General features: G+C 68.7%; 18 protein-coding genes. 11 read left to right on the top strand and 7 right to left on the bottom strand.

From position 1 onward, the window contains the following. The first annotated feature begins 19 nt into the window (after positions 1-19). From IG194_RS26310 to mgtA, 4 genes are all read left to right on the top strand, one after another. The gene (locus tag IG194_RS26310) at positions 20-631 is read left to right on the top strand and encodes a CDP-alcohol phosphatidyltransferase family protein (protein WP_058489196.1); all 612 of its coding nucleotides are present in this window, start codon (positions 20-22) and stop codon (positions 629-631) included. Between the two features lie 50 nt (positions 632-681). After that, on the top strand, positions 682-1311 hold the full coding sequence (locus IG194_RS26315; RefSeq protein WP_058489197.1) for a lysophospholipid acyltransferase family protein: 630 nt from the start codon (positions 682-684) through the stop codon (positions 1309-1311). Position 1312: 1 nt separating this feature from the next. Then, complete coding sequence (locus IG194_RS26320; protein ID WP_058489198.1) at positions 1313-2245, top strand: phosphatidate cytidylyltransferase; 933 nt, start codon at positions 1313-1315, stop codon at positions 2243-2245. A gap of 91 nt (positions 2246-2336) precedes the next feature. Next, positions 2337-5057 carry a magnesium-translocating P-type ATPase gene (mgtA, locus tag IG194_RS26325; RefSeq protein ID WP_058489199.1) on the top strand — a complete coding sequence of 907 codons (2721 nt, stop codon included), beginning with the start codon at positions 2337-2339 and terminating at the stop codon, positions 5055-5057. Between the two features lie 958 nt (positions 5058-6015). Here the strand turns inward: mgtA and IG194_RS26330 are convergent. The 4 genes from IG194_RS26330 to ssuD form a co-directional block, all read right to left on the bottom strand. Beyond that, complete coding sequence (locus IG194_RS26330; protein WP_009619468.1) at positions 6016-7026, bottom strand: alpha/beta hydrolase family protein; 1011 nt, start codon at positions 7024-7026, stop codon at positions 6016-6018. Positions 7027-7224: 198 nt separating this feature from the next. Continuing rightward, positions 7225-8814, bottom strand: coding sequence for an ABC-F family ATPase (locus IG194_RS26335; RefSeq protein ID WP_024128333.1), 1590 nt, complete (start codon positions 8812-8814; stop codon positions 7225-7227). A gap of 261 nt (positions 8815-9075) precedes the next feature. Further along, positions 9076-10605: an FAD-dependent oxidoreductase gene (locus IG194_RS26340; protein ID WP_058489200.1), complete on the bottom strand. Its 1530-nt coding sequence runs from the start codon at positions 10603-10605 to the stop codon at positions 9076-9078. 86 nt (positions 10606-10691) lie between these two features. Continuing rightward, positions 10692-11828: an FMNH2-dependent alkanesulfonate monooxygenase gene (ssuD, locus tag IG194_RS26345; RefSeq protein WP_058489201.1), complete on the bottom strand. Its 1137-nt coding sequence runs from the start codon at positions 11826-11828 to the stop codon at positions 10692-10694. 958 nt (positions 11829-12786) lie between these two features. On the opposite strand from ssuD, the gene IG194_RS26350 reads away from it, so the two are divergent. After that, on the top strand, positions 12787-13290 hold the full coding sequence (locus IG194_RS26350; RefSeq protein WP_082996365.1) for a hypothetical protein: 504 nt from the start codon (positions 12787-12789) through the stop codon (positions 13288-13290). 65 nt (positions 13291-13355) lie between these two features. Here the strand turns inward: IG194_RS26350 and IG194_RS26355 are convergent, their stop codons facing one another. Both IG194_RS26355 and IG194_RS26360 read right to left on the bottom strand, forming a co-directional pair. After that, positions 13356-13979, bottom strand: a complete 624-nt coding sequence (locus IG194_RS26355; protein WP_058489755.1) for a helix-turn-helix domain-containing protein — start codon at positions 13977-13979, stop codon at positions 13356-13358. A gap of 8 nt (positions 13980-13987) precedes the next feature. Next, on the bottom strand, positions 13988-14146 hold the full coding sequence (locus IG194_RS26360; RefSeq protein ID WP_009619479.1) for a hypothetical protein: 159 nt from the start codon (positions 14144-14146) through the stop codon (positions 13988-13990). 204 nt (positions 14147-14350) lie between these two features. Between IG194_RS26360 and IG194_RS26365 the strand changes: the two genes are divergently transcribed. Both IG194_RS26365 and IG194_RS26370 read left to right on the top strand, forming a co-directional pair. Beyond that, positions 14351-14560, top strand: coding sequence for a hypothetical protein (locus IG194_RS26365; RefSeq protein WP_058489203.1), 210 nt, complete (start codon positions 14351-14353; stop codon positions 14558-14560). 48 nt (positions 14561-14608) lie between these two features. After that, a complete protein-coding gene (locus IG194_RS26370; RefSeq protein ID WP_058489204.1) occupies positions 14609-15034 on the top strand; it encodes a VOC family protein in 426 nt (141 codons plus the stop codon). A gap of 31 nt (positions 15035-15065) precedes the next feature. Here the strand turns inward: IG194_RS26370 and IG194_RS26375 are convergent, their stop codons facing one another. Continuing rightward, complete coding sequence (locus tag IG194_RS26375) at positions 15066-15881, bottom strand: protein phosphatase 2C domain-containing protein (protein WP_009619485.1); 816 nt, start codon at positions 15879-15881, stop codon at positions 15066-15068. A gap of 179 nt (positions 15882-16060) precedes the next feature. Between IG194_RS26375 and IG194_RS26380 the strand changes: the two genes are divergently transcribed. The 4 genes from IG194_RS26380 (at position 16061) to IG194_RS26395 (ending at position 18991) form a co-directional block, all read left to right on the top strand. Beyond that, positions 16061-16726 (top strand): M24 family metallopeptidase, encoded by a 666-nt coding sequence (locus IG194_RS26380; RefSeq protein WP_058489205.1) that lies wholly within the window; start codon positions 16061-16063, stop codon positions 16724-16726. A 115-nt stretch (positions 16727-16841) separates the two neighbouring features. Then, positions 16842-17186 (top strand): metalloregulator ArsR/SmtB family transcription factor, encoded by a 345-nt coding sequence (locus IG194_RS26385; protein ID WP_058489206.1) that lies wholly within the window; start codon positions 16842-16844, stop codon positions 17184-17186. 22 nt (positions 17187-17208) lie between these two features. After that, the gene (locus tag IG194_RS26390; protein WP_058489207.1) at positions 17209-18492 is read left to right on the top strand and encodes an arsenic transporter; all 1284 of its coding nucleotides are present in this window, start codon (positions 17209-17211) and stop codon (positions 18490-18492) included. A gap of 28 nt (positions 18493-18520) precedes the next feature. Continuing rightward, complete coding sequence (locus IG194_RS26395; RefSeq protein WP_058489208.1) at positions 18521-18991, top strand: arsenate reductase ArsC; 471 nt, start codon at positions 18521-18523, stop codon at positions 18989-18991. The last annotated feature ends 86 nt before the right edge of the window (positions 18992-19077 follow it).

Below are 19077 nucleotides of genomic sequence, written 5' to 3' on the forward strand. Positions count from 1 at the left end.
CAACTCCACGGACGGCGCGATGGTTTCGGTCTATCAACTCAAATCGAGCTTCCAGAATCTGCTGCGGCCATTGGTGGTGCGCCTGCATGCCCGGGGCGCGACGGCCAACCAGGTGACACTGGCGGCCTGTGCGCTATCGATGCTGGTGGCCTCCTTGGTGGCTGGCCTGGCTGCGCACCCTTGGGTGTTTGCCCTGATCCCGATGTGGATGTTCCTGCGCATGGCACTCAATGCCATGGACGGCATGCTGGCCCGCGAATTCGGGCAGCAGTCGCCCCTCGGCGCCTACCTCAACGAACTTACCGACGTGGTCGCCGATGCCGCGCTCTACCTGCCGTTCGCCCTGCTGCCTGGGGTGACCCCGGCCTGGGTGGTGCTGGTGGTGTTGCTGGCGCTGCTCGCCGAATACGCCGGCGTGCTGGGGCACATGGTCGGTGCCTCGCGGCGCTACGACGGCCCCATGGGCAAGAGCGACCGAGCGCTGTGCTTTGGCGTGCTCGGCGCCGGAATTGCCAGTGGCTTGTTGCCGACGGCCTGGATCGACCCAGCCATGTGGTTGCTGGCTACGCTGCTGGCGCTGACCGTGGTCAACCGCGTCAGCCAGGGCCTGGCCGCGCTGCGTCAGGACTGATGGCCGCGCTCGTCTGCCTGTTCACCCTGGCCCCCTGAAGGAACCCACGGATGCTGGAAAAACTCCTCGCCTACGCCATCATTGCCAGCGCCCGCACGGTCACCGGCCTGCGCAGCCTGTGGCTGGGCACCACGCCGAAGGCGGTACAACGCATCTACTATGCCAACCACAGCAGCCATGGCGACTTCGTCCTGCTCTGGGCCTCGTTGCCGCCGGAGCTGCGCCCGCGTACCCGGCCGGTGGCCGGCGCCGACTATTGGGGCAAGCCCGGCCTGCGCGGCTTCGTCATCAACCGGGTGTTCAACGGCGTGCTCATCGAGCGCCAGCGCAGCGAAGCCGATGGCAACCCGCTGGCGCCGATCGAACGCGCGCTGGCCGCCGGCGACTCGCTGATCCTGTTCCCCGAGGGCACGCGCAACCTGGACGACGAGGTGCGCCTGCTGCCGTTCAAGAGCGGCATCTACCACCTTTCCCGCGCACATCCGCAGGTGGAGCTGGTGCCGGTGTGGATCGCCAACCTCAACCGGGTGATGCCCAAGGGCCGTGCGCTGCCGTTGCCGCTGCTGTGCACCCTGAGCTTCGGCACGCCGCTGGCGGCGCAGGCCGACGAGGCCAAGGAGGCTTTCCTCGAGCGCGCCCGCGAGGCGCTGCTGGTCCTGGCGCCGGCGGAGGGGCACTGAAATGGACGGGCAGACCTGGCTGTTGTTTGCCGGCATCGGCGCGATCCTCCTCGGCGCTTCGATAATCGGTACCGTCCTGCGCCGGCGCGCGGCTCCCGGGCCACACGCGGTGATCGACAACCTCAATGCGCGGATCAAGGCCTGGTGGACCATGGTCGCGGTGATCGGCTGCGCCTTCGCCCTTGGCAACTGGGCGGTGATCCTGCTGTTCTATGGCGTGTCGTTCTACGCGCTGCGTGAATTCATGACCTTGATGCCGACCCGGCGCAGCGACTACCCGGCACTAGTGGCGGCGTTCTACTTCGTGCTGCCGATGCAATACCTGCTGATCGCCATCGACTGGTACGGGATGTTCTCCATCTTCATCCCGGTCTACGTGTTCCTCCTGCTGCCGATCCTGGCCTCGCTGGGCGGCGACGCCAAGCACTTCCTCGAACGCGCCTCCAAGGTGCAGTGGGGGCTGATGCTGGCGGTGTACTGCATTTCCTTCGTGCCGGCGCTGCTGACCCTGGACATACCCGGCTTCGAGGGCCGCAACCTGCTGCTGATCGCCTATCTGGTGATAGTGGTGCAGCTCTCCGACGTGCTGCAGTACGTGTGCGGCAAGCTGTTCGGCAGACGCAGGATAGCCCCCAACCTGTCGCCGTCGAAGACCGTGGAAGGCTTCGTCGGCGGCGTGGCGCTGGCCACTGGGATCGGCACCGCGCTCTACTGGATCACCCCCTTCGCGCCCTGGCAGGCGTTGTTGATGGCGCTGTTGCTGAACGTGCTGGGCTTCTTCGGCGGCCTGGTGATGTCGGCGATCAAGCGCGACCGCGGAGTCAAGGACTGGGGGCACATGATCGAGGGCCACGGCGGCATGCTCGACCGGCTGGACTCGGTGTGTTTCGCCGCGCCGATCTTCTTCCACGCGGTGCGCTACTGGTGGACCTGAGGGCCGCCGGCCGCGCCTTCATGGCACCTTAAGGAACTCCTCGCAGACTCCCGCTGCCGCCGGTCAGGGCGGCAGTGATCGGGGAGTCGCCATGCGTTTCGAACAGATCAGGACCCACCTGCTGGAGTTCCTCAACAAGGGCCTGCCCGCCCGGCAGCTGCGCCGGCTGGTGCTGCTCGACCTGCTGCGCGGCTCGGCGGCCGGGCGCCAGGCGCCGGCGCAGCTGACCCAGGGCATGCTGGAATGGTCGGTGCTGGAGCCGCAGGCGCTGTTCGAGCGCCTGGGCAGCCGCCGCGAGGGCCTGAGCGAGGCCGAGGCCGCCGAGCGGCGGGAGAGCGTCGGGCTCAACGAGGTCGACCAGGAGCGCCCGATGCCCTGGTGGCGGCACCTGTGGCTGTGCTACTGCAACCCCTTCAACCTGCTGCTGAGCGTGCTGGCGCTGGTGTCGTTGTTCACCGGCGACAGCGAGGCGGCGGTGGTGATCGGCGCCATGGTGGGCATTTCCACGCTGCTGCGCTTCGTCCAGGAGAAACGCTCCAACGATGCCGCCGAACAGCTCAAGGCCATGGTCAGCAACACCGCCACCGTGTTCCGCTACCCCGAGGGCGGGCAGGGCGCGGCGCAGCGCCTGGAGGTGCCGATCCGCCAGCTGGTGCCCGGCGAGGTGCTGTGGTTGTCGGCCGGCGACATGGTGCCGGCGGACGTGCGCCTGTTCAGCGCCAAGGACCTGTTCGTCAGCCAGGCGGCGCTCACCGGCGAGTCGCTGCCGGTGGAGAAGTTCGCCCAGGTCCGCGACGCCCGCCAGGGCAACCCGCTGGAGCGCGACAGCCTGTGCTTCATGGGCACCACCGTGGTCAGCGGCTCGGCCCGCGCGGTGGTGGTCGGCACCGGCGCGCAGACCTACTTCGGCTCCCTGGCCGAACGGGTGATCGCCAGCGACCACACGCCCACCGCCTTCCAGGCCGGGGTCAACAAGGTCAGCTGGCTGCTGATCCGCTTCATGCTGGTGATGGCGCCCATCGTCCTGCTGCTCAACGGCTTCACCAAGGGCGACTGGCTGCAGGCGGCGCTGTTCGCGCTGTCCATCGCCGTGGGCTTGACCCCGGAAATGCTGCCGATGATCGTCACCTCGACCCTGGCCAAGGGCGCGGTGGCGCTGAGCCGGCGCAAGGTCATCGTCAAGCGCCTGGACGCCATCCAGAACTTCGGCGCCATGGACATCCTCTGCACCGACAAGACCGGCACCCTGACCCAGGACCGCATCGTCCTGGAACGCCATACCGACGCCTTCGGCGAGGTGGAGGACCGGGTGCTGCAGCTGGCCTTCCTCAACAGCCACTACCAGACGGGGCTTAAGAACCTGCTGGACGTGGCCGTGCTCGAGCACGTGGAGCTGCGCCAGGCGCTGCGGGTGGACAGCCGCTACCGCAAGGTCGACGAAATCCCCTTCGACTTCGCCCGCCGGCGCATGTCGGTGGTGGTCAGCGAGCGCGACGACCACCACCTGCTGATCTGCAAGGGCGCCCTGGAGGAAGTGTTGGCGGTGTGTACCTCGGTGCGCGAGCAGGAGCGCGTCGAACCGCTGACCGGCGAACGCCTGGCGTGCATCCGCGCGGTGGCTGAGGCGCTTAACCAGGACGGCCTGCGGGTGGTCGCGGTGGCCACCCGCGAGCTGCCGACCAACCGCGACACCTACGGCCTGGCCGACGAGCAGGGGCTGTGCCTGGACGGCTACATCGCCTTCCTCGACCCGCCCAAGGAAACCACCGCGCCGGCCCTGCGCGCCCTGGCCGCCAACGGCGTGGCGGTGAAGGTGCTGACCGGCGACAACGAGCGGGTGACGCTGAAGGTCTGCCGCGACGTCGGCCTGCAGGTGGACGGCGTGCTGCTGGGCCCGCAGCTGGACGACATCGCCGACGCCGAGCTGGGCGAACTGGCCGAGCGCACCACGCTGTTCGCCAAGCTGACGCCGACGCACAAGGAGCGCCTGGTCCGCGTGCTGCGCGAGCGCGGCCACGTGGTGGGCTTCCTCGGCGACGGCATCAACGACGCCCCGGCGCTGCGCAGCGCGGACATCGGCATTTCGGTGGACTCGGCGGTGGACATCGCCAAGGAAGCGGCCGACCTGATCCTCCTGGAAAAGAGCCTGATGGTGCTGGAGGAGGGCGTGGTGGAAGGGCGGCGCACCTTCGCCAACATGCTCAAGTACATCCGCATGACCGCCAGCTCCAACTTCGGCAACGTGTTCAGCGTGCTGGTGGCCAGCGCCTTCATCCCGTTCCTGCCGATGCTGCCGATGCAACTGCTGGTGCAGAACCTGCTGTACGACATCTCGCAGATCGCCATCCCCTTCGACGGCGTGGACGCCGAACAGCTGAGCCGCCCGCAGCAGTGGAACCCCGACGGCCTGGGGCGCTTCATGGTGTTCTTCGGGCCGTTGAGCTCGATCTTCGACATCACCACCTTCCTGGTGCTCTGGCACGTATTCGGCGCCAACGCCCCGGCCCACCAGGCGTTGTTCCAGTCCGGCTGGTTCGTCGAGGGGCTGCTCTCGCAGCTGCTGGTGGTGCACATGATCCGCACCCGGCGCATCCCCTTCCTGCAGAGCCGCGCCTCCTGGCCGCTGCTGGCGATGACCGCGGGCATAGGCGCGCTGGCGATCTTCCTGCCCATGGGGCCGCTGGCGCGCTACTTCCACATGCAGCCGCTGCCGGCGGGCTACTGGCCGTGGCTGGTGGCGATCCTGCTGGGCTACATGGGGCTGACCCAGGCAGTGAAGGGCTGGTTCGCGCGGCGGTATGGGTGGTCGTAGGGCTTGAGAGAATCGCGGACGGAGTCCGCTCCTACGGTTCCAGGAAGCACGGCTTTTCGTAGGATGGCGTTGAGCGAAGCGATACCCATCACCACGGCAGCATGGGTATCGCAAGCTCAACCCATCCTACGAAGAGCACCTCGGCGCAAGACAGTTGCTCTACAGGAAGCACGGGCGTAGGAGCGGACCTTTGTCCGCGATGGCCGGATGTTCCGGCGCGGTTCGCGGATGAGATCCGCTCCTACGCTGCCCCACCCGCGCCATTCCCATGTAGGAGCACGCCCTGCGCGCGATTCGCGGGCAGGGCCCGCTCCTACAGTTCCAGGAAAGCCCCGTAGGATGGGTTGAGCGAAGCGATACCCATCACCACGGCAGCATGGGTATCGCAAGCTCAACCCATCCTACGAAGAACACCTCGGCGCAAGACAGTTGCTCCTACAGGAAGCACGGGCGTAGGAGCGGACCTTGTCCGCGATGGCCGGATGTTCCGGCGCGGTTCGCGGATGAGATCCGCTACGCTGCCCCACCCGCGCCATTCCCCTGTAGGAGCGCGCCCTGCGCGCGATTCGCGGGCAGGGCCCGCTACAGTTCCAGGAAAGCCCCGTAGGATGGGTTGAGCGAAGCGATACCCATCACCACGGCAGCATGGGTATCGCAAGCTCAACCCATCCTACGAAGAGCACCTCGGCGCAAGACAGTTGCTCTACAGGAAGCACGGGCGTAGGAGCGGACCTTGTCCGCGATAGCCGGACGTCCCGGCGCGGTTCGCGGATGAGATCCGCTCCTACGCTGCCCCACCCGCGCCATTCCCATGTAGGAGCGCGCCCTGCGCGCGATTCGCGGGCAGGGCCCGCTCCTACAGTTCCAGGAAAGCCCCGTAGGATGGGTTGAGCGAAGCGATACCCATCACCACGGCAGCATGGGTATCGCAAGCTCAACCCATCCTACGAAGAGCACCTCAGCGCAACGTCGCCTGCACCTGCTCCGGTTCCAGCGCCTCGTCGAAGAAGCGCTGCGCATCGCCGATCAGGTGGCGATGAATGGCCACCCGGTCCACCCCTTCGGCGTCCTTGCACAGGCCCGGGGTGGCGGCGGTTTCCTCTTCGTTGCAGGGGGCCATGAAGACGAAGTGGCCGGCGCCCAGCAGCACGTGGAAGTCGGCGCTGCGCGGCAGCTTGCGGGCCAGGGCGGCGGCGTTGCGCGTCCAGTCCAGCACCTTGTCGGCGTCGCCGCTGTAGATCAGCACCGGGACGTTCACGTCGGCCAGTTCGCGGCTGCCGAACATCAGCCCCAGCGGCGCCAGCAGCATCACCGCGCCCACCCGCGGGTCGGCCATGGGCGCCAGGTCGTTGCGGTCGGCCAGCAGCTCGCCGCCGGCGCTGCAGGCGTCGCGGTCGTCCGGGCGTTGCGTGCAGTAGCGGCGCAGGCGCTCCAGGCGCGGTTGGGCGCCGGCGAGGATCAGCGCCGTCTCGCCGCCGGCGGAGTAGCCGATCACGCCGATGCGCCGGGGATCGAGCAGCGGCGCCAGGCGCTCGTCGGCCAGGGCCGCGCTGATGGCTTCGGAGACCTGCAGCGGACGGCCGTAGAGGTTGCTCAGGGCGCCCAGGCGGCTCTGGTCGTGGAGGTTGTCGCCGGGGTGCAGCAGGGTGACCACCACGAAGCCGCGCCGGGCCAGGGCCAGCACCAGGTCGCGCAGGGCCAGCGGGGTGCCGCCGTTGCCGTGGGAGACGACCAGCAGCGGGTGGCGCCCGGCCACCGCCGGGGCTTCCTCGGCCAGCGGCAGGGTGAACGGGCCGAGGGTGGTGGGGGCGGTTGGCGCCCGCGTCGGGTAGAAGGCGATGGCGCGCATCGGCTGGTGGTCCAGCGGGTCGTCGAGGGTCAGGCGATGGAAGCCGACGCTCAGCGTTTCGGCGCCGGCCGCCAGTGAGAAGATCAGTAGCACAACGCAACAGACGAATCGCCCCAACATGGTGCTCTCCACCCCCAACGCAGCCTCTGGATCGGGCGTTGCCGGGCGCCTGGGCGCGGCCGGCCGCCGCGGTGCGGACATCCTTGCAGGGTACGCGCCAATTTCGCAGGCGTGCGGGGCGGCGGATCGACGGTGGGGAAGGGCGTTGCGGAGAGGGCGGGGCAGGGGATGCCGGCGCGGCACCCCCTGCGGGGGGCATCAGACGATCACGCCCTGGCTGCGCAGGTAGTCGTCGTAGCTGCCGCTGAAGTCGGTCACGCCGTTCTCCGACAGCTCGATGATGCGGGTGGCCAGGGAGGACACGAACTCGCGGTCGTGGCTGACGAAGATCAGTGTGCCCGGGTAGTTCTCCAGGGCCAGGTTGAGCGCCTCGATGGACTCCATGTCCAGGTGGTTGGTCGGTTCGTCCATCACCAGCACGTTGGGCTTCTTCAGGATCAGCTTGCCGAACAGCATGCGGCCCTGCTCGCCACCGGAGATGACCTTCACCGACTTCTTGATGTCGTCGTTGGAGAACAGCATGCGCCCGAGGGTGCCGCGCACCAGTTGCTCGCCGCCCTGGGTCCACTGGGCCATCCAGTCGAACAGGTTGTAGTCGTCCTCGAAGTCCTCGGCGTGGTCCTGGGCGAAGTAGCCGACCTCGGCGCTGTCGGTCCACTTCACTTCGCCGGTCTGCGGCGGCATCTCGCCGACCAGGGTGCGCAGCAGGGTGGTCTTGCCGATGCCGTTGGGGCCGATGATGGCGATGCGCTCGCCGGCTTCCACCTGCAGGCTCAGGTTCTTGAACAGGGGCACGCCGTCGAAGCCCTGGCTGACTTTCTCCAGCGTCACCGCCTGGCGGTGCAGCTTCTTGAACTGCTCGAAGCGGATGAACGGGCTGACGCGGCTGGACGGCTTGACCTCTTCCAGCTGGATCTTGTCGATCTGGCGCGCGCGGCTGGTGGCCTGCTTGGCCTTGGAGGCGTTGGCCGAGAAGCGGCTGACGAAGGTCTGCAGCTCGGCGATCTGCGCCTTCTTCTTGGCGTTGTCCGACAGCAGGCGCTCGCGGGCCTGTTCGGCGGCGGTCATGTACTCGTCGTAGTTGCCCGGGAACAGGCGCAGCTCGCCGTAGTCCAGGTCGGCCATGTGGGTGCAGACGCTGTTCAGGAAGTGACGATCGTGGGAAATGATGATCATGGTGCTGTTGCGCGCCGTGATGACGTTTTCCAGCCAGCGGATGGTGTTGATGTCCAGGTGGTTGGTCGGCTCGTCGAGCAGCAGCAGGTCCGGGTCGGAGAACAGCGCCTGGGCCAGCAGCACGCGCAGCTTCCAGCCCGGGGCCACGGCGCTCATCGGGCCGAAGTGCTGCTCCAGGGGAATGCCCAGGCCCAGCAGCAGCTCGCCGGCGCGGGACTCGGCGGTGTAGCCGTCGAACTCGGCGAACTGCACTTCCAGCTCGGCCACGGCCATGCCGTCGTCCTCGCTCATTTCCGGCAGCGAGTAGATGCGGTCGCGCTCGGCCTTGACCTTCCACAGTTCCTCGTGGCCCATGATCACGGTGTCGATCACCGAGAAGTCCTCGTAGGCGAACTGGTCCTGGCGCAGCTTGCCCAGGCGCACGCCGTTTTCCAGCATGACCTGGCCGGAGGAGGGCTCCAGCTCGCCGCCGAGGATCTTCATGAAGGTGGACTTGCCGCAACCGTTGGCGCCGATCAGGCCGTAGCGGTTGCCGTTGCCGAACTTGACGGAAACGTTCTCGAACAGCGGCTTGGCGCCGAACTGCATGGTGATGTTCGCTGTGGAAATCAAAGTTTTACCTATCAATGACTGGCGAGCCGCTGGGCCGGTCTGGCAGCGGGCCGATACCGATTCGATACCAATGTTGGCTTTCCGGGTCCGTTGACATGGGCGCCGGGGGAATCCAGCGGACGTGCGCGAAGGGCAGCATCTGGACGCGATGTCCAGGCTTTTGCGCTTGAAGGGCGGGGGACATGCCGGACAGGCCGCGGATTATCTCATAGGTGGGCCTGTCCTTGCATGGCGGGTCGTTTCGCGCCGGCGGGCCGCCCGTCAGCCGGGCGTCTGTTTCTCGAAGGCGGCCTCGGCCTCCAGGCTCTGCCCGTCGCGCCCCACGGTGGCGACGGCGAGCGCCTTGCCGTCGCGCCAGTAGGTCACCCGGCAGTCGTGGGCGGCGGGGTCGCCGTCGATGTCCACGCGGTCCCAGCGCTGCGCGTGGCCGACGTAGTCGATGGTGGTGTCGTACTGGTGCGTCCAGAAGAAGGGCACCGCGGTGAAGCGCTGGGCGTGGCCGAGGATGTTGCGCGCCGCCGCCATGCCCTGGCGCTCGGCGACCGCCCAGTGCTCCACGCGGATCGCCTCGCCGCTGCGGGCGTCCGGCCAGCGGGCGATGTCGCCCACGGCATAGACGTCCGCGGCGCTGGTGCGCAGCCAGGCGTCAACCAGCACGCCCTTGTCCAGCTTCAGGCCGGCGTCGCGGGCCAGCTCCAGCTCGGGGCGGGCGCCGATGCCGATCACCACCAGGTCCGCCGGCAGCGTGCCGCCAGTGGACAGCCTGACCTGCTGCGCCTCGATCGCCTTGACCTCGGCGCCGAAATGGAAGCCCACGCCGTGGGCTTCGTGCAGGGCCCGGAGCATGTCGCCCAGGGCCTCGCCGAAGACGTTCTCCATGGGCCGCGCGCCCGGCGCCACTATCTGCACGTCCAGGCCGCGGCTGCGCAGCGAGGCGGCCACTTCCAGGCCGATGAAGCCGGCGCCGACCACCACGCAGCGGCGGGCCGTGGCGCAGCGGGCGATCAGCTCGTCGCAGTCGGCGAGGCTGCGCAGCACGCGGACGTGGGGCAGGTCGGCGCCGGGCACGTCCAGGCGCGCCGGCGCCGAGCCGGTGGCCAGCACCAGGGCGCCGTAGTCCAGTTCCTCGCCGCTGGCCAGGGTCAGCTTCTTGTGCGCCGTGTCGATGTGGCTGACGCGGGTGTTGCAGCGCAGCTCGATGCGCTGACTGGTATAGAAGTCCGCCGAACGCAGCGGTAGCCAGGCGGGGTCGGCGCTGCCGGCCAGGTAGTCCTTGGACAGGTTGGGCCGGTCGTAGGGGGCCGCCGGGTCGGCGCTGAGCAGGGTGATGGGCCCGTCGTAGCCCTCGTGGCGCAGGCCGAGGGCCGCCGCGTTGCCGGCGGCGCCGCCGCCGATGATCACCACCGAGGCCGGTGCCTGCGCATTGGCCGGCAGGTCCGCCGGGGCTGCGGGCAGGGGCGTGCCGACGTAGGCCTTTCCGTCGCGGCAGTCCACCTGCCAGCGCGGCAGGTCGTCCAGCGCCGGCGGGGCGAGCAGGCGCCCGTCGTGCAGGCGGAAGCAGGCGTGGTGCCAGGGGCAGCGTAGGGTGTCGCCGTCGACCAGGCCCTCGGCCAGGGGCGCGCCGTAGTGCGGGCAGGTGGCGCCTATGGCGTACAGCTGCCCGGCCTGGCGCACCAGCAGCGCCGCTTCGCCGCCGACGTGGCCGGCGAGCGGGCTGCCTTCGATGACGTCCGCCAGGGGCACGCCCTGGGCGAGGTCGGGGCCGGGCGGGGACGATGGATGGTCGCTCATCGCTCTCTCCTCGTCTTTTCCTGAAGGTCACCGCTTCAGGATAGCCCCCTGCGCCCGGGTGGGCGCCTACGCTCGTCGAGGCGCGGTCAGGCCGCGTGCTCCTTGCCTTGCCCCGCGCGCACGTCGAAGGCGCCGCCGGTGACCACGCCGTCCACCGTCACCCGGCCCTTGCCCGGCAGCAGCGGGAACACCAGTTCGGCGAAGCGGTAGGCCTCTTCCAGGTGCGGGTAGCCGGACAGCACGAAGCTGTCCACGCCCAGCGCCGCATACTCCAGCAGGCGCGCCGCCACCGTCTGCGGGTCACCGACCAGCGCAGTGCCGGCGCCGCCGCGCACCAGGCCGACGCCGGCCCACAGGTTGGGGGCGACTTCCAGGCGCCTGCGGTCGCCGCCGTGCAGCGCGGCCATGCGCCGCTGGCCTTCGGAGTCCATCTTCGCGTAGTTGGCCTGGGCCGCGGCGATGGTGGCGTCGTCCAGGTGGCTGATCAGCTCCTCGGCGGCGGCCCAGGCCTTCTCGTTGGTCTCGCGGACGATCACGTGCAGGCGCACGCCGAAGCGCACCGTGCGGCCATGGCGCGCGGCGCGCTGGCGCACGTCGGCGATCTTCTCGGCCACCGCCGCCGGCGGCTCGCCCCAGGTCAGGTAGGCGTCCACGTGCCTGGCCGCCAGCTCGTGGGCGGCGGGCGAGGAGCCGCCGAAGTACAGCGGCGGGTAGGGCTTCTGCACGGGCGGGAAGAAGTTCTGCGCGCCGCGCACCTGCAGGTGCTTGCCGTCGTGGTCGACGGTCTCGCCGCCGAGCAGGCGCCGCCAGATGCCGAGGAACTCGTCGGAGGCCTCGTAGCGTTCGTCGTGGGAATAGAAGACGCCGTCGGCGGCCAGCTCGGTGGCGTCGCCGCCGGGCACCACGTTGAGCAGCAGGCGGCCGCCGCTGGCCTGGTCAAGGGTGGCTGCCTGGCGCGCCGAAGCGGTGGGGTTGCCCAGGGAAGTGCGCAGCGCCACCAGCAGCTTGATGCGCCGCGTCACCGGCACCAGGCTGGCGGCGGTCACCCAGGGGTCGAGGCAGCTGGCGCCGGTGGGGATCAGCAGGCCGTCGTAGCCGAGCTGGTCGGCGGCCACGGCGATCTGCCGCATGTATTCGTTGGTCGCCGGGCGGCCGCTGTCGGAATGGCCCAGGTAGCGGGTGTCGCCGGAGGTGGGCAGGAACCAGAAGATATCCAGACTCATGATGTGTCCTCGTTGCCATCGTCGAAAGGGGCAGGGCCCCATGGGTGCACGCGTGGCGGGGAGTCTTGTTGGAATGGGGCGAACGCTCGCGGAAGGCGCCGACGCCGCGCAGGGATGCGGGCGTGGGATTCGCAGTGGGAGCCGTTGAAGCGCTAGCGGCTGTCAGGCAAGCCCCATGCCAGCGACACAGGCGCCGTGGCGCGGGGCCTGGCGAGCTGCGGGCGGTGGCGCGCTGTTGCTGGGCGGACAGATTGCTGGATCGCTGTTGGTCTACGGACAGCTGGCTCCTGCTGGCGCAGGAGAAACGCCATCCTACGGGGACATGCCGTGCCTCGTGGCGCACACGTAGGGCGAATAACGCTCCGCGTTATCCGCCGTTTAGCGGGGAACCCCGGCGGCGCCGAGGTCGGCCTGGGCCTTGTCCGCCCTGCCGGCGGAATCGCGGATGAATCCGCTCCAGTTCCAGGGAAGCCCCGTAGGATGGGTTGAGCGAAGCGATACCCATCACAGTGACCGCATGGGTTTCGCAAGCTCAACCCATCCTACGAAGAGCACCTCGGCGCAGCCGGCAAGACAGTTGCTCCTACAAGGTGCGGAGAAACGCCATCGCCACGGCCGCATGGGTTTCGCAAGCTCAACCCATCCTACGAAGAGCATTTCGGCGCGGGGCAGGGCAGTCGCTAAAGTGGTCGGGGCTTAGACTCTTTATTCACTACAGTTATTTGCTAAGCACTGGAATGCATATCCATCCCGTGGTTTTCCCTGCCGCTTGAGCAACTGTCGCTGCCGTGACGTCGAATCCGTCGTCATCACGCCGAAAGGCTCCGCGGCACCGGGCGTTTCGCCGTGGCGGGCGAAGCGAACCGGCGCTGGGCCGCCAGCTTGTCCGGCTCGCCAGCCTCCCTAGAATCGGCCCCATCAGCAGTTACCCATTCCGTCCAGTTCAGGGAGTTCCACCATGATGAATGCAATGCAGATGCCGATGAACGCCAACCCGATGATGCCCATGATGGGCATGCCGATGATGATGGCGACCATGCAGTGCGAAATGCAGGACGACGGCATGATGTGCAAGATGATGCCGGCCATGGGCATGGACGCGGCCATGTTCCGCAACAACGCGGAAATGATGGCGATGATGATGAACTGCGGCATGCCGATGATGATGCACTGCGGCAACATGTCGATGATGTGCATGTCCCAGACCGGCATGGCGATGATGCCGATGATGGGCATGATGAACATGATGCCGATGGTGATGGGCATGCCCATGCCGTCGATGAAGTGCATGATGGAGTGCTCCATGCAGGGCGACGCCATGATGTGCAAGATGATGCCGATGCAGGGCATGAACATGGAGATGTTCAAGAACTGCTGCATGCTGATGAACAAGATGATGGAATGCGGCATGCCGATGATGATGAGCTGCAACGGCATGCCGATGATGTGCTGCACCTGCTGACCGCGGCGCGCTGAACGAGAAAGGCCCGGTGGGGAAACCCGCCGGGCCTTTTGCTTTGCGCCGCCTCAGTCCAGGCGTTCGGCGTAGGTGGTCACCAGGTAGGCCACGGCCTCGCTGTCGGCCGGGTTGCGGTAGCTGTGCGGCTGGTCGGCGTAGAACAGGATGGAGTCGCCGGTGCCGAGCAGGAAGCGTTCTTCGTTCACCGCGATCTCCAGCACACCCTGGGCCACCACCAGGTTTTCCTGGGTGCCGGGGGCGTGGCCGGCGGAGTGCTCGGTGGCCAGGCCGGCCAGGCGCAGTTCGTAGAATTCCACCTGGCGCGAGACGTCGAAGGGGAACAGCGCGCGGCTGACGAAGGCGCCGTCGCCGCTGACCAGGCGCTTGCTCTCGCGCGCCGGCAGCAGGGCCACGCCGTCGAAGGCGCGGTCGTCGAGGAAGGCCGCCACCGAGACCTTCAGGCCCTGGGCGATCTTGCACAGCACCTTGATCGAGGGAACGCTGCGCCCGGATTCGATCTGCGCCAGCATCGCCCGGCTTACCCCGGACAACCGGGCCAGACCGTCCAGGGACAGGTTGCGCTTGCCGCGCAGGCGCAGCAGGTTGTGGGCCACGCGCTGGCCGATGGGGTCGTCGGCCGCCGCCGGGGCGGTTTCGAGGCCCGCCTCGGTGGCGTCGCTGGAAAGCGGCAGGCCCACGTTCAGGCCTCGCGGATGCCGTTGTCGCGCTGCTGCACCCACTGGGCGGCGCCGAAGCCGGCGCGGCTCGCGTACATCGCCCACATCAGCTCGGCCATGCGCCGCGCCTGGCGGCGGGTGCGGTAGCGGGCGAGGTCGATGACGTTGTCGGTGCGGTCCATGGCGACTCCTCAGGGAACTGCGGTGAAGGATGGGGCTAGCCTAGCCGGGGCAATGTTAGAACCATAAATACTGAGTTTTCATTTATTAAGCACTTATAGGACTAAGCATTTCCCTCGCCTGTAGGGGGCGCTTGATGCTTTGCCTTTATTGGTTACGATCGATCTTCAATCGAAACGACTCTGTCTGAGCAGGAGGCAATTGGCATGGCCACCACCGGCAAGACCCGCTCTGTCACCGCCCAGGTTCCCGTCGAACCGGCGGCGCGCGTGGACGAAACCGCCGCGCGTAGCCGCCTGACCCGCGAGGCCCTGGCCGATGTGGATGCCGGCCGGGTGATCGATCATCAGGCCGTCCAGGACTGGGCGGACAGCCTGGACTCCGACACGTCGCTACCGCTGTCGGAACCGTGCTGACGATTGGCCTAGGCTGAAAGCATCCCACGCCACCGCCAGGAGCCACCCATGAGCCTTCGCCCCTTCCACCTCGCCATCCCCGTCCACGACCTGCCCGCCGCCCGCCGTTTCTACGGCGAGGTGTTCGGCCTGGAGGAGGGCCGCTCCAGCGACCAGTGGGTGGACTTCGACTTCTATGGCCACCAGTTGGTGATCCACGAGCACCCGCGCACCGCGCCCCAGGAAAACGCCCACTGCAACCCGGTGGACGGCCACGACGTGCCGGTGCCGCACTTCGGCATCGTGCTGGATTGGGAGCAGTGGGAAGCGCTGGCCGAGCGCCTGCGTTCGTTCGACGTGCGCTTCGTGATCGAGCCCTACGTGCGCTTCAAGGGCCAGGTGGGCGAGCAGGCGACCATGTTCCTCCTCGACCCCTGCGGCAACGCCCTGGAGTTCAAGGCGTTCAAGGACATCGGCCAGCTGTTCGCCAGGTAGCTCAGGGCAGCAGGCGCATCATGCCGCCCGCCTAGCCGACCCGCAGCCAGATCGCCGAGGCGTCGTCGCTGGCCTTGAAGCGCGGGTAGCGCAGGCAGGCTGCGTCGTCCTGCTCGATACCGCGCAGTTCTTCCGCCAGCGGCCCCAGGCCGTGTTCGAGCACGCGCGCGACCAGGCCGGCGGCATCGTAGGCGCCGTAGGTGTCGAGCAGCGCGGCGAAACCGTCGCTCATCAGCAGCAGGTCGTCACCCCGGGCCAGGGGCGCGCGGGCCTGGCGCAGGTCTGCCCTGGCCTGGGCGGCATCCACGCCCAGCACGGCCCGGGGACGTTCGCGGGCGGAGCGGCGGTCGGCCAGCACGTGAGGCGTGCGTACGCCGCCGGCACCAGCGCCAGGGCCGAGGGCGGCGGCTTCTGCGAGCTCCTCCGCGCGGTCCGGCACGGGTGTCAGGAAGGCCACGCCGGTGGCGCTGCGATGGATGACCACGCAATCGCCGAGGAAGCCGCAGGCGAGGCTGTCGCCCTCTATCGCCACCGCAGCGAACGAGGCGCGCGGCAGTTCCCAGGCGGCGACCGGTTCGCGGCGGCGGTCGCGCCGATAGTCGTCGGCGACCGCGTCGAAGACGCTTTCGCACAGGTTCGCCAGCTTGCCGGAGGCCGTGGCGAAGGCGCGGTGCGCGGACGCGGCCAGCCAGGCGGCGCCGCCGCGCTCGCCCAGCAGGCCCGGTTCGCCGAGGTCGGTCGCCCCGTCGATGACCCAGGCATGCCGCTCGGCGCAGCCGATGCGGTCGTCGTTGGGAACGTCCAATTTGCCGGCGAGGCTGAGGACCTGGAGCAGATCGAAGTGCATGGGCAGGGTTTCTCCCGTCGAGCGTGGGTGTCTGGCTGCCGGCACGGGGTTCGGCACCGGCCAAGGGCAGAGCCTGTCAGCCGGGCGGCGTGCTGTCCACCCCGTGCGGGTTGCATCCGGGGTTCGCTATGCACAATTCTATACAGCGAAACCCCGAGGACTCCGCAGAGACTGCCCGAATGAATACCGCCGTGTACGCCAAGGAAGCCGTGGGCGCGAACTATGCGCCGGAACTGATGAAATACGCCCAGGCCCGCACCTGGGAGGCCGTGGAGGCCATCGCCGCGGCCATCCGCCCGGGGATGAGCGAGTCCGAGGCCACCGCCATCGGCAAGCAGGTGCTGGCCGAGCTGGGCATGGAGCGCATCTGGCACCCGCTGCTGATTCGCTTCGGCGCCAACACCCTGAAGACCTTCAAGCAACGCTCCGACGGCGACCCAGTTCTGGGCGCGAACGACATCTTCTTCATCGACATGGGCGTGGTCTGGCGCGGCCACGAAGGCGACGCCGGGGCCACCTTCGTGGTCGGCGACGACGCCGAGATGGCGGCCTGCGCGGCGGCGGCCAGGGAGCTGTTCCAGCGCGTCGAGGCGCACTGGCGCGACACCCGCTGCAGCGGCGTGGCGCTGTACGACTTCGCCCATGCCCAGGCCGAGGCGCTGGGCTGGAAGCTCAACCTGGACATCAAGGGCCACCGCGTCAGCGACTTCCCCCACGCCATCTACCGCGCCGGCGACCTGGGCAACTACGCCGAGCACCCCAACGGCGGGCTGTGGATCCTGGAAATCCAGATCGCCCACCCGCACAAGCCCTACGGGGCCTTCTACGAAGACCTGCTGGCCTGACGCAAGGCGGGGGCCCTCGGCGGCAACCGCCGGGGGCGTTTGAAGGCGCGCCCGGAGTTGTCGTTAACATATGGAAATCCGTATATTCGGTTTTCCATATGTTCTGGTGCCCCCGATGATCGCGCCCCCCGAAGTCTTCAAGTGCCTGGCCGACGAGACCCGCGCCCGCGCCACCCTGCTGATCGCCGAGCAGGGCGAGCTGTGCGTCTGCGAGCTGATGTGCGCGCTGGGCGACAGCCAGCCCAAGGTCAGCCGCCACCTGGCGCAGCTGCGTGCTGCCGGGCTGCTGCTCGACCGCCGCCAGGGGCAGTGGGTGTACTACCGCCTCAACCCGGCGCTGCCCGTCTGGGTCCACGAGGTGCTGCGCGTCACCCTGCAGGCCAGCGCCGACTGGCTGAAGGAAAGCGCCGCCCGCCTGCGCGACATGGATGGCCGCCCCGTGCGCGCCAGCTGCTGCTGAACCCCTCCCGGAACCCGCCTCGATGCTGCTCGCCGCTGCCGTCTTCCTGTTCACCCTCGTCCTCGTCATCTGGCAGCCCAGGGGGCTGGGCGTCGGCTGGAGCGCCAGCGCCGGCGCGCTGGTCGCCCTGGCCCTGGGCGTGGTGTCGCTGCACGACATCCCCACCGTCTGGGCCATCGTCTGGAACGCCACCGCCACCTTCATCGCGGTCATCGTCATCAGCCTGCTGCTGGACGAGGCCGGCTTCTTCGCCTGGGCGGCGCTGCACGTGGCGCGTTGGGCGGGCGGCAGCGGCCGGCGCCTGTTCGCCTTCTGCGTGCTGCTGGGCGCCGCCGTTTCCGCGCTGTTCGCCAACGACGGGGCGGCGCTGATCCTCACCCCCATCGTCATCTCCATGCTGCTGGCGCTGCGCTTCTCGCCGGCGGCGACCCTGGCCTTCGTCATGGCCGCCGGCTTCATCGCCGACACCGCCAGCCTGCCGCTGGTGGTGTCGAACCTGGTGAACATCGTTTCCGCCGACTATTTCGGCCTGGGCTTCGCCGAGTACGCCGCGGTGATGGTGCCGGTGAACCTGGCCAGCGTCGCCGCGACGCTGCTGGCGCTGTACCTGTTCTTCCGCCGCGACCTGCCGCAGCGCTATGCCGTGGGCCAACTGCCGGCGCCGCGGGAGGCGATCCGCGACCCGGCCACCTTCGCGGTCGGCGCCTGGATGCTGCTGGCGCTGCTGCTCGGGCTGTTCGCCCTGGAGCCGCTGGGCATCCCGGTCAGCGCGGTGGCGGCGCTGTGCGCGGCGGTGCTCTTCGCCGTCGCCGCCCGCGGCCATGTGATCTCCACCCGCCGGGTGCTGCGCGAGGCGCCCTGGCAGGTGGTGGTGTTCTCCCTGGGCATGTACCTGGTGGTCTACGGCCTGAAGAACGCCGGCCTCACCGACTTCCTCACCCGCCTGCTGGACGGCCTGGCGGGGCAGGGCGTGTGGGCCGCGGCCCTGGGCACCGGCCTGCTGTCGGCGGCGCTGTCCTCGCTGATGAACAACATGCCCAGTGTGCTGGTGGGCGCATTGGCGATCCAGGCCAGCGCCGCGGAGGGCGTGGTCCGCGAGGCGATGATCTACGCCAACGTCATCGGCTGCGACCTGGGGCCGAAGATCACCCCCATCGGCAGCCTGGCCACGCTGCTCTGGCTGCACGTGCTGGCGCGCAAGGGCATCCGCATCACCTGGGGCTACTACTTCAGGGTCGGCATCCTGCTGACCCTGCCGGTCCTGCTCGTCACCCTCTCGGCCCTGGCGCTGCGCCTGAGCCTCTGACGTCCGCCACGAAGCGGAGGAGTTCTGCATGCGAGTCCTGTTCATGTGCACGGCCAACAGCTGCCGCAGCATCCTTTCCGAAGCGCTGTTCAACCACCTGGCCCCGGAAGGCTTCGAGGCGCTGAGCGCCGGCAGCTTTCCCGGCGGACAGGTGCTGCCGCGCAGCCTGGCGACGCTGGAGCGTGCCGGCATCGCCACCGAAGGCCTGAGCAGCAAGGGCAACGACGCCTTCGCGGACAACCCGCCGGACATCGTCATCACCGTCTGCGACAAGGCCGCGGGCGAAGCCTGCCCGCTGTACTTCGGCCCGGCGCTGAAAGCCCACTGGGGCCTGCAGGACCCTTCCACGGCGCAGGGCGACGAAGCGCAACTGGACGACGCCTTCCGCGCCACCCTGGCGCACATCGAGCGACGCTGCCGGGCCTTCTTCGCCTTGCCCTTCGCCAGCCTGGAGCGCGACGGGCTGCAGCGCGAGCTGGTGCGGATCGGCGACCTCTGACTGGCGGTGCGGCATAGCCGGCAGTCGCTGTTCGGTGCCGCTTCCGCTGCCTTCTGAGCCACGGCCGGGACAGCCCCATGAAAAAA

Source organism: Pseudomonas sp. ADPe (assembly GCF_014843515.1).
GTDB classification, from domain to species: Bacteria; Pseudomonadota; Gammaproteobacteria; order Pseudomonadales; family Pseudomonadaceae; genus Pseudomonas; species Pseudomonas citronellolis.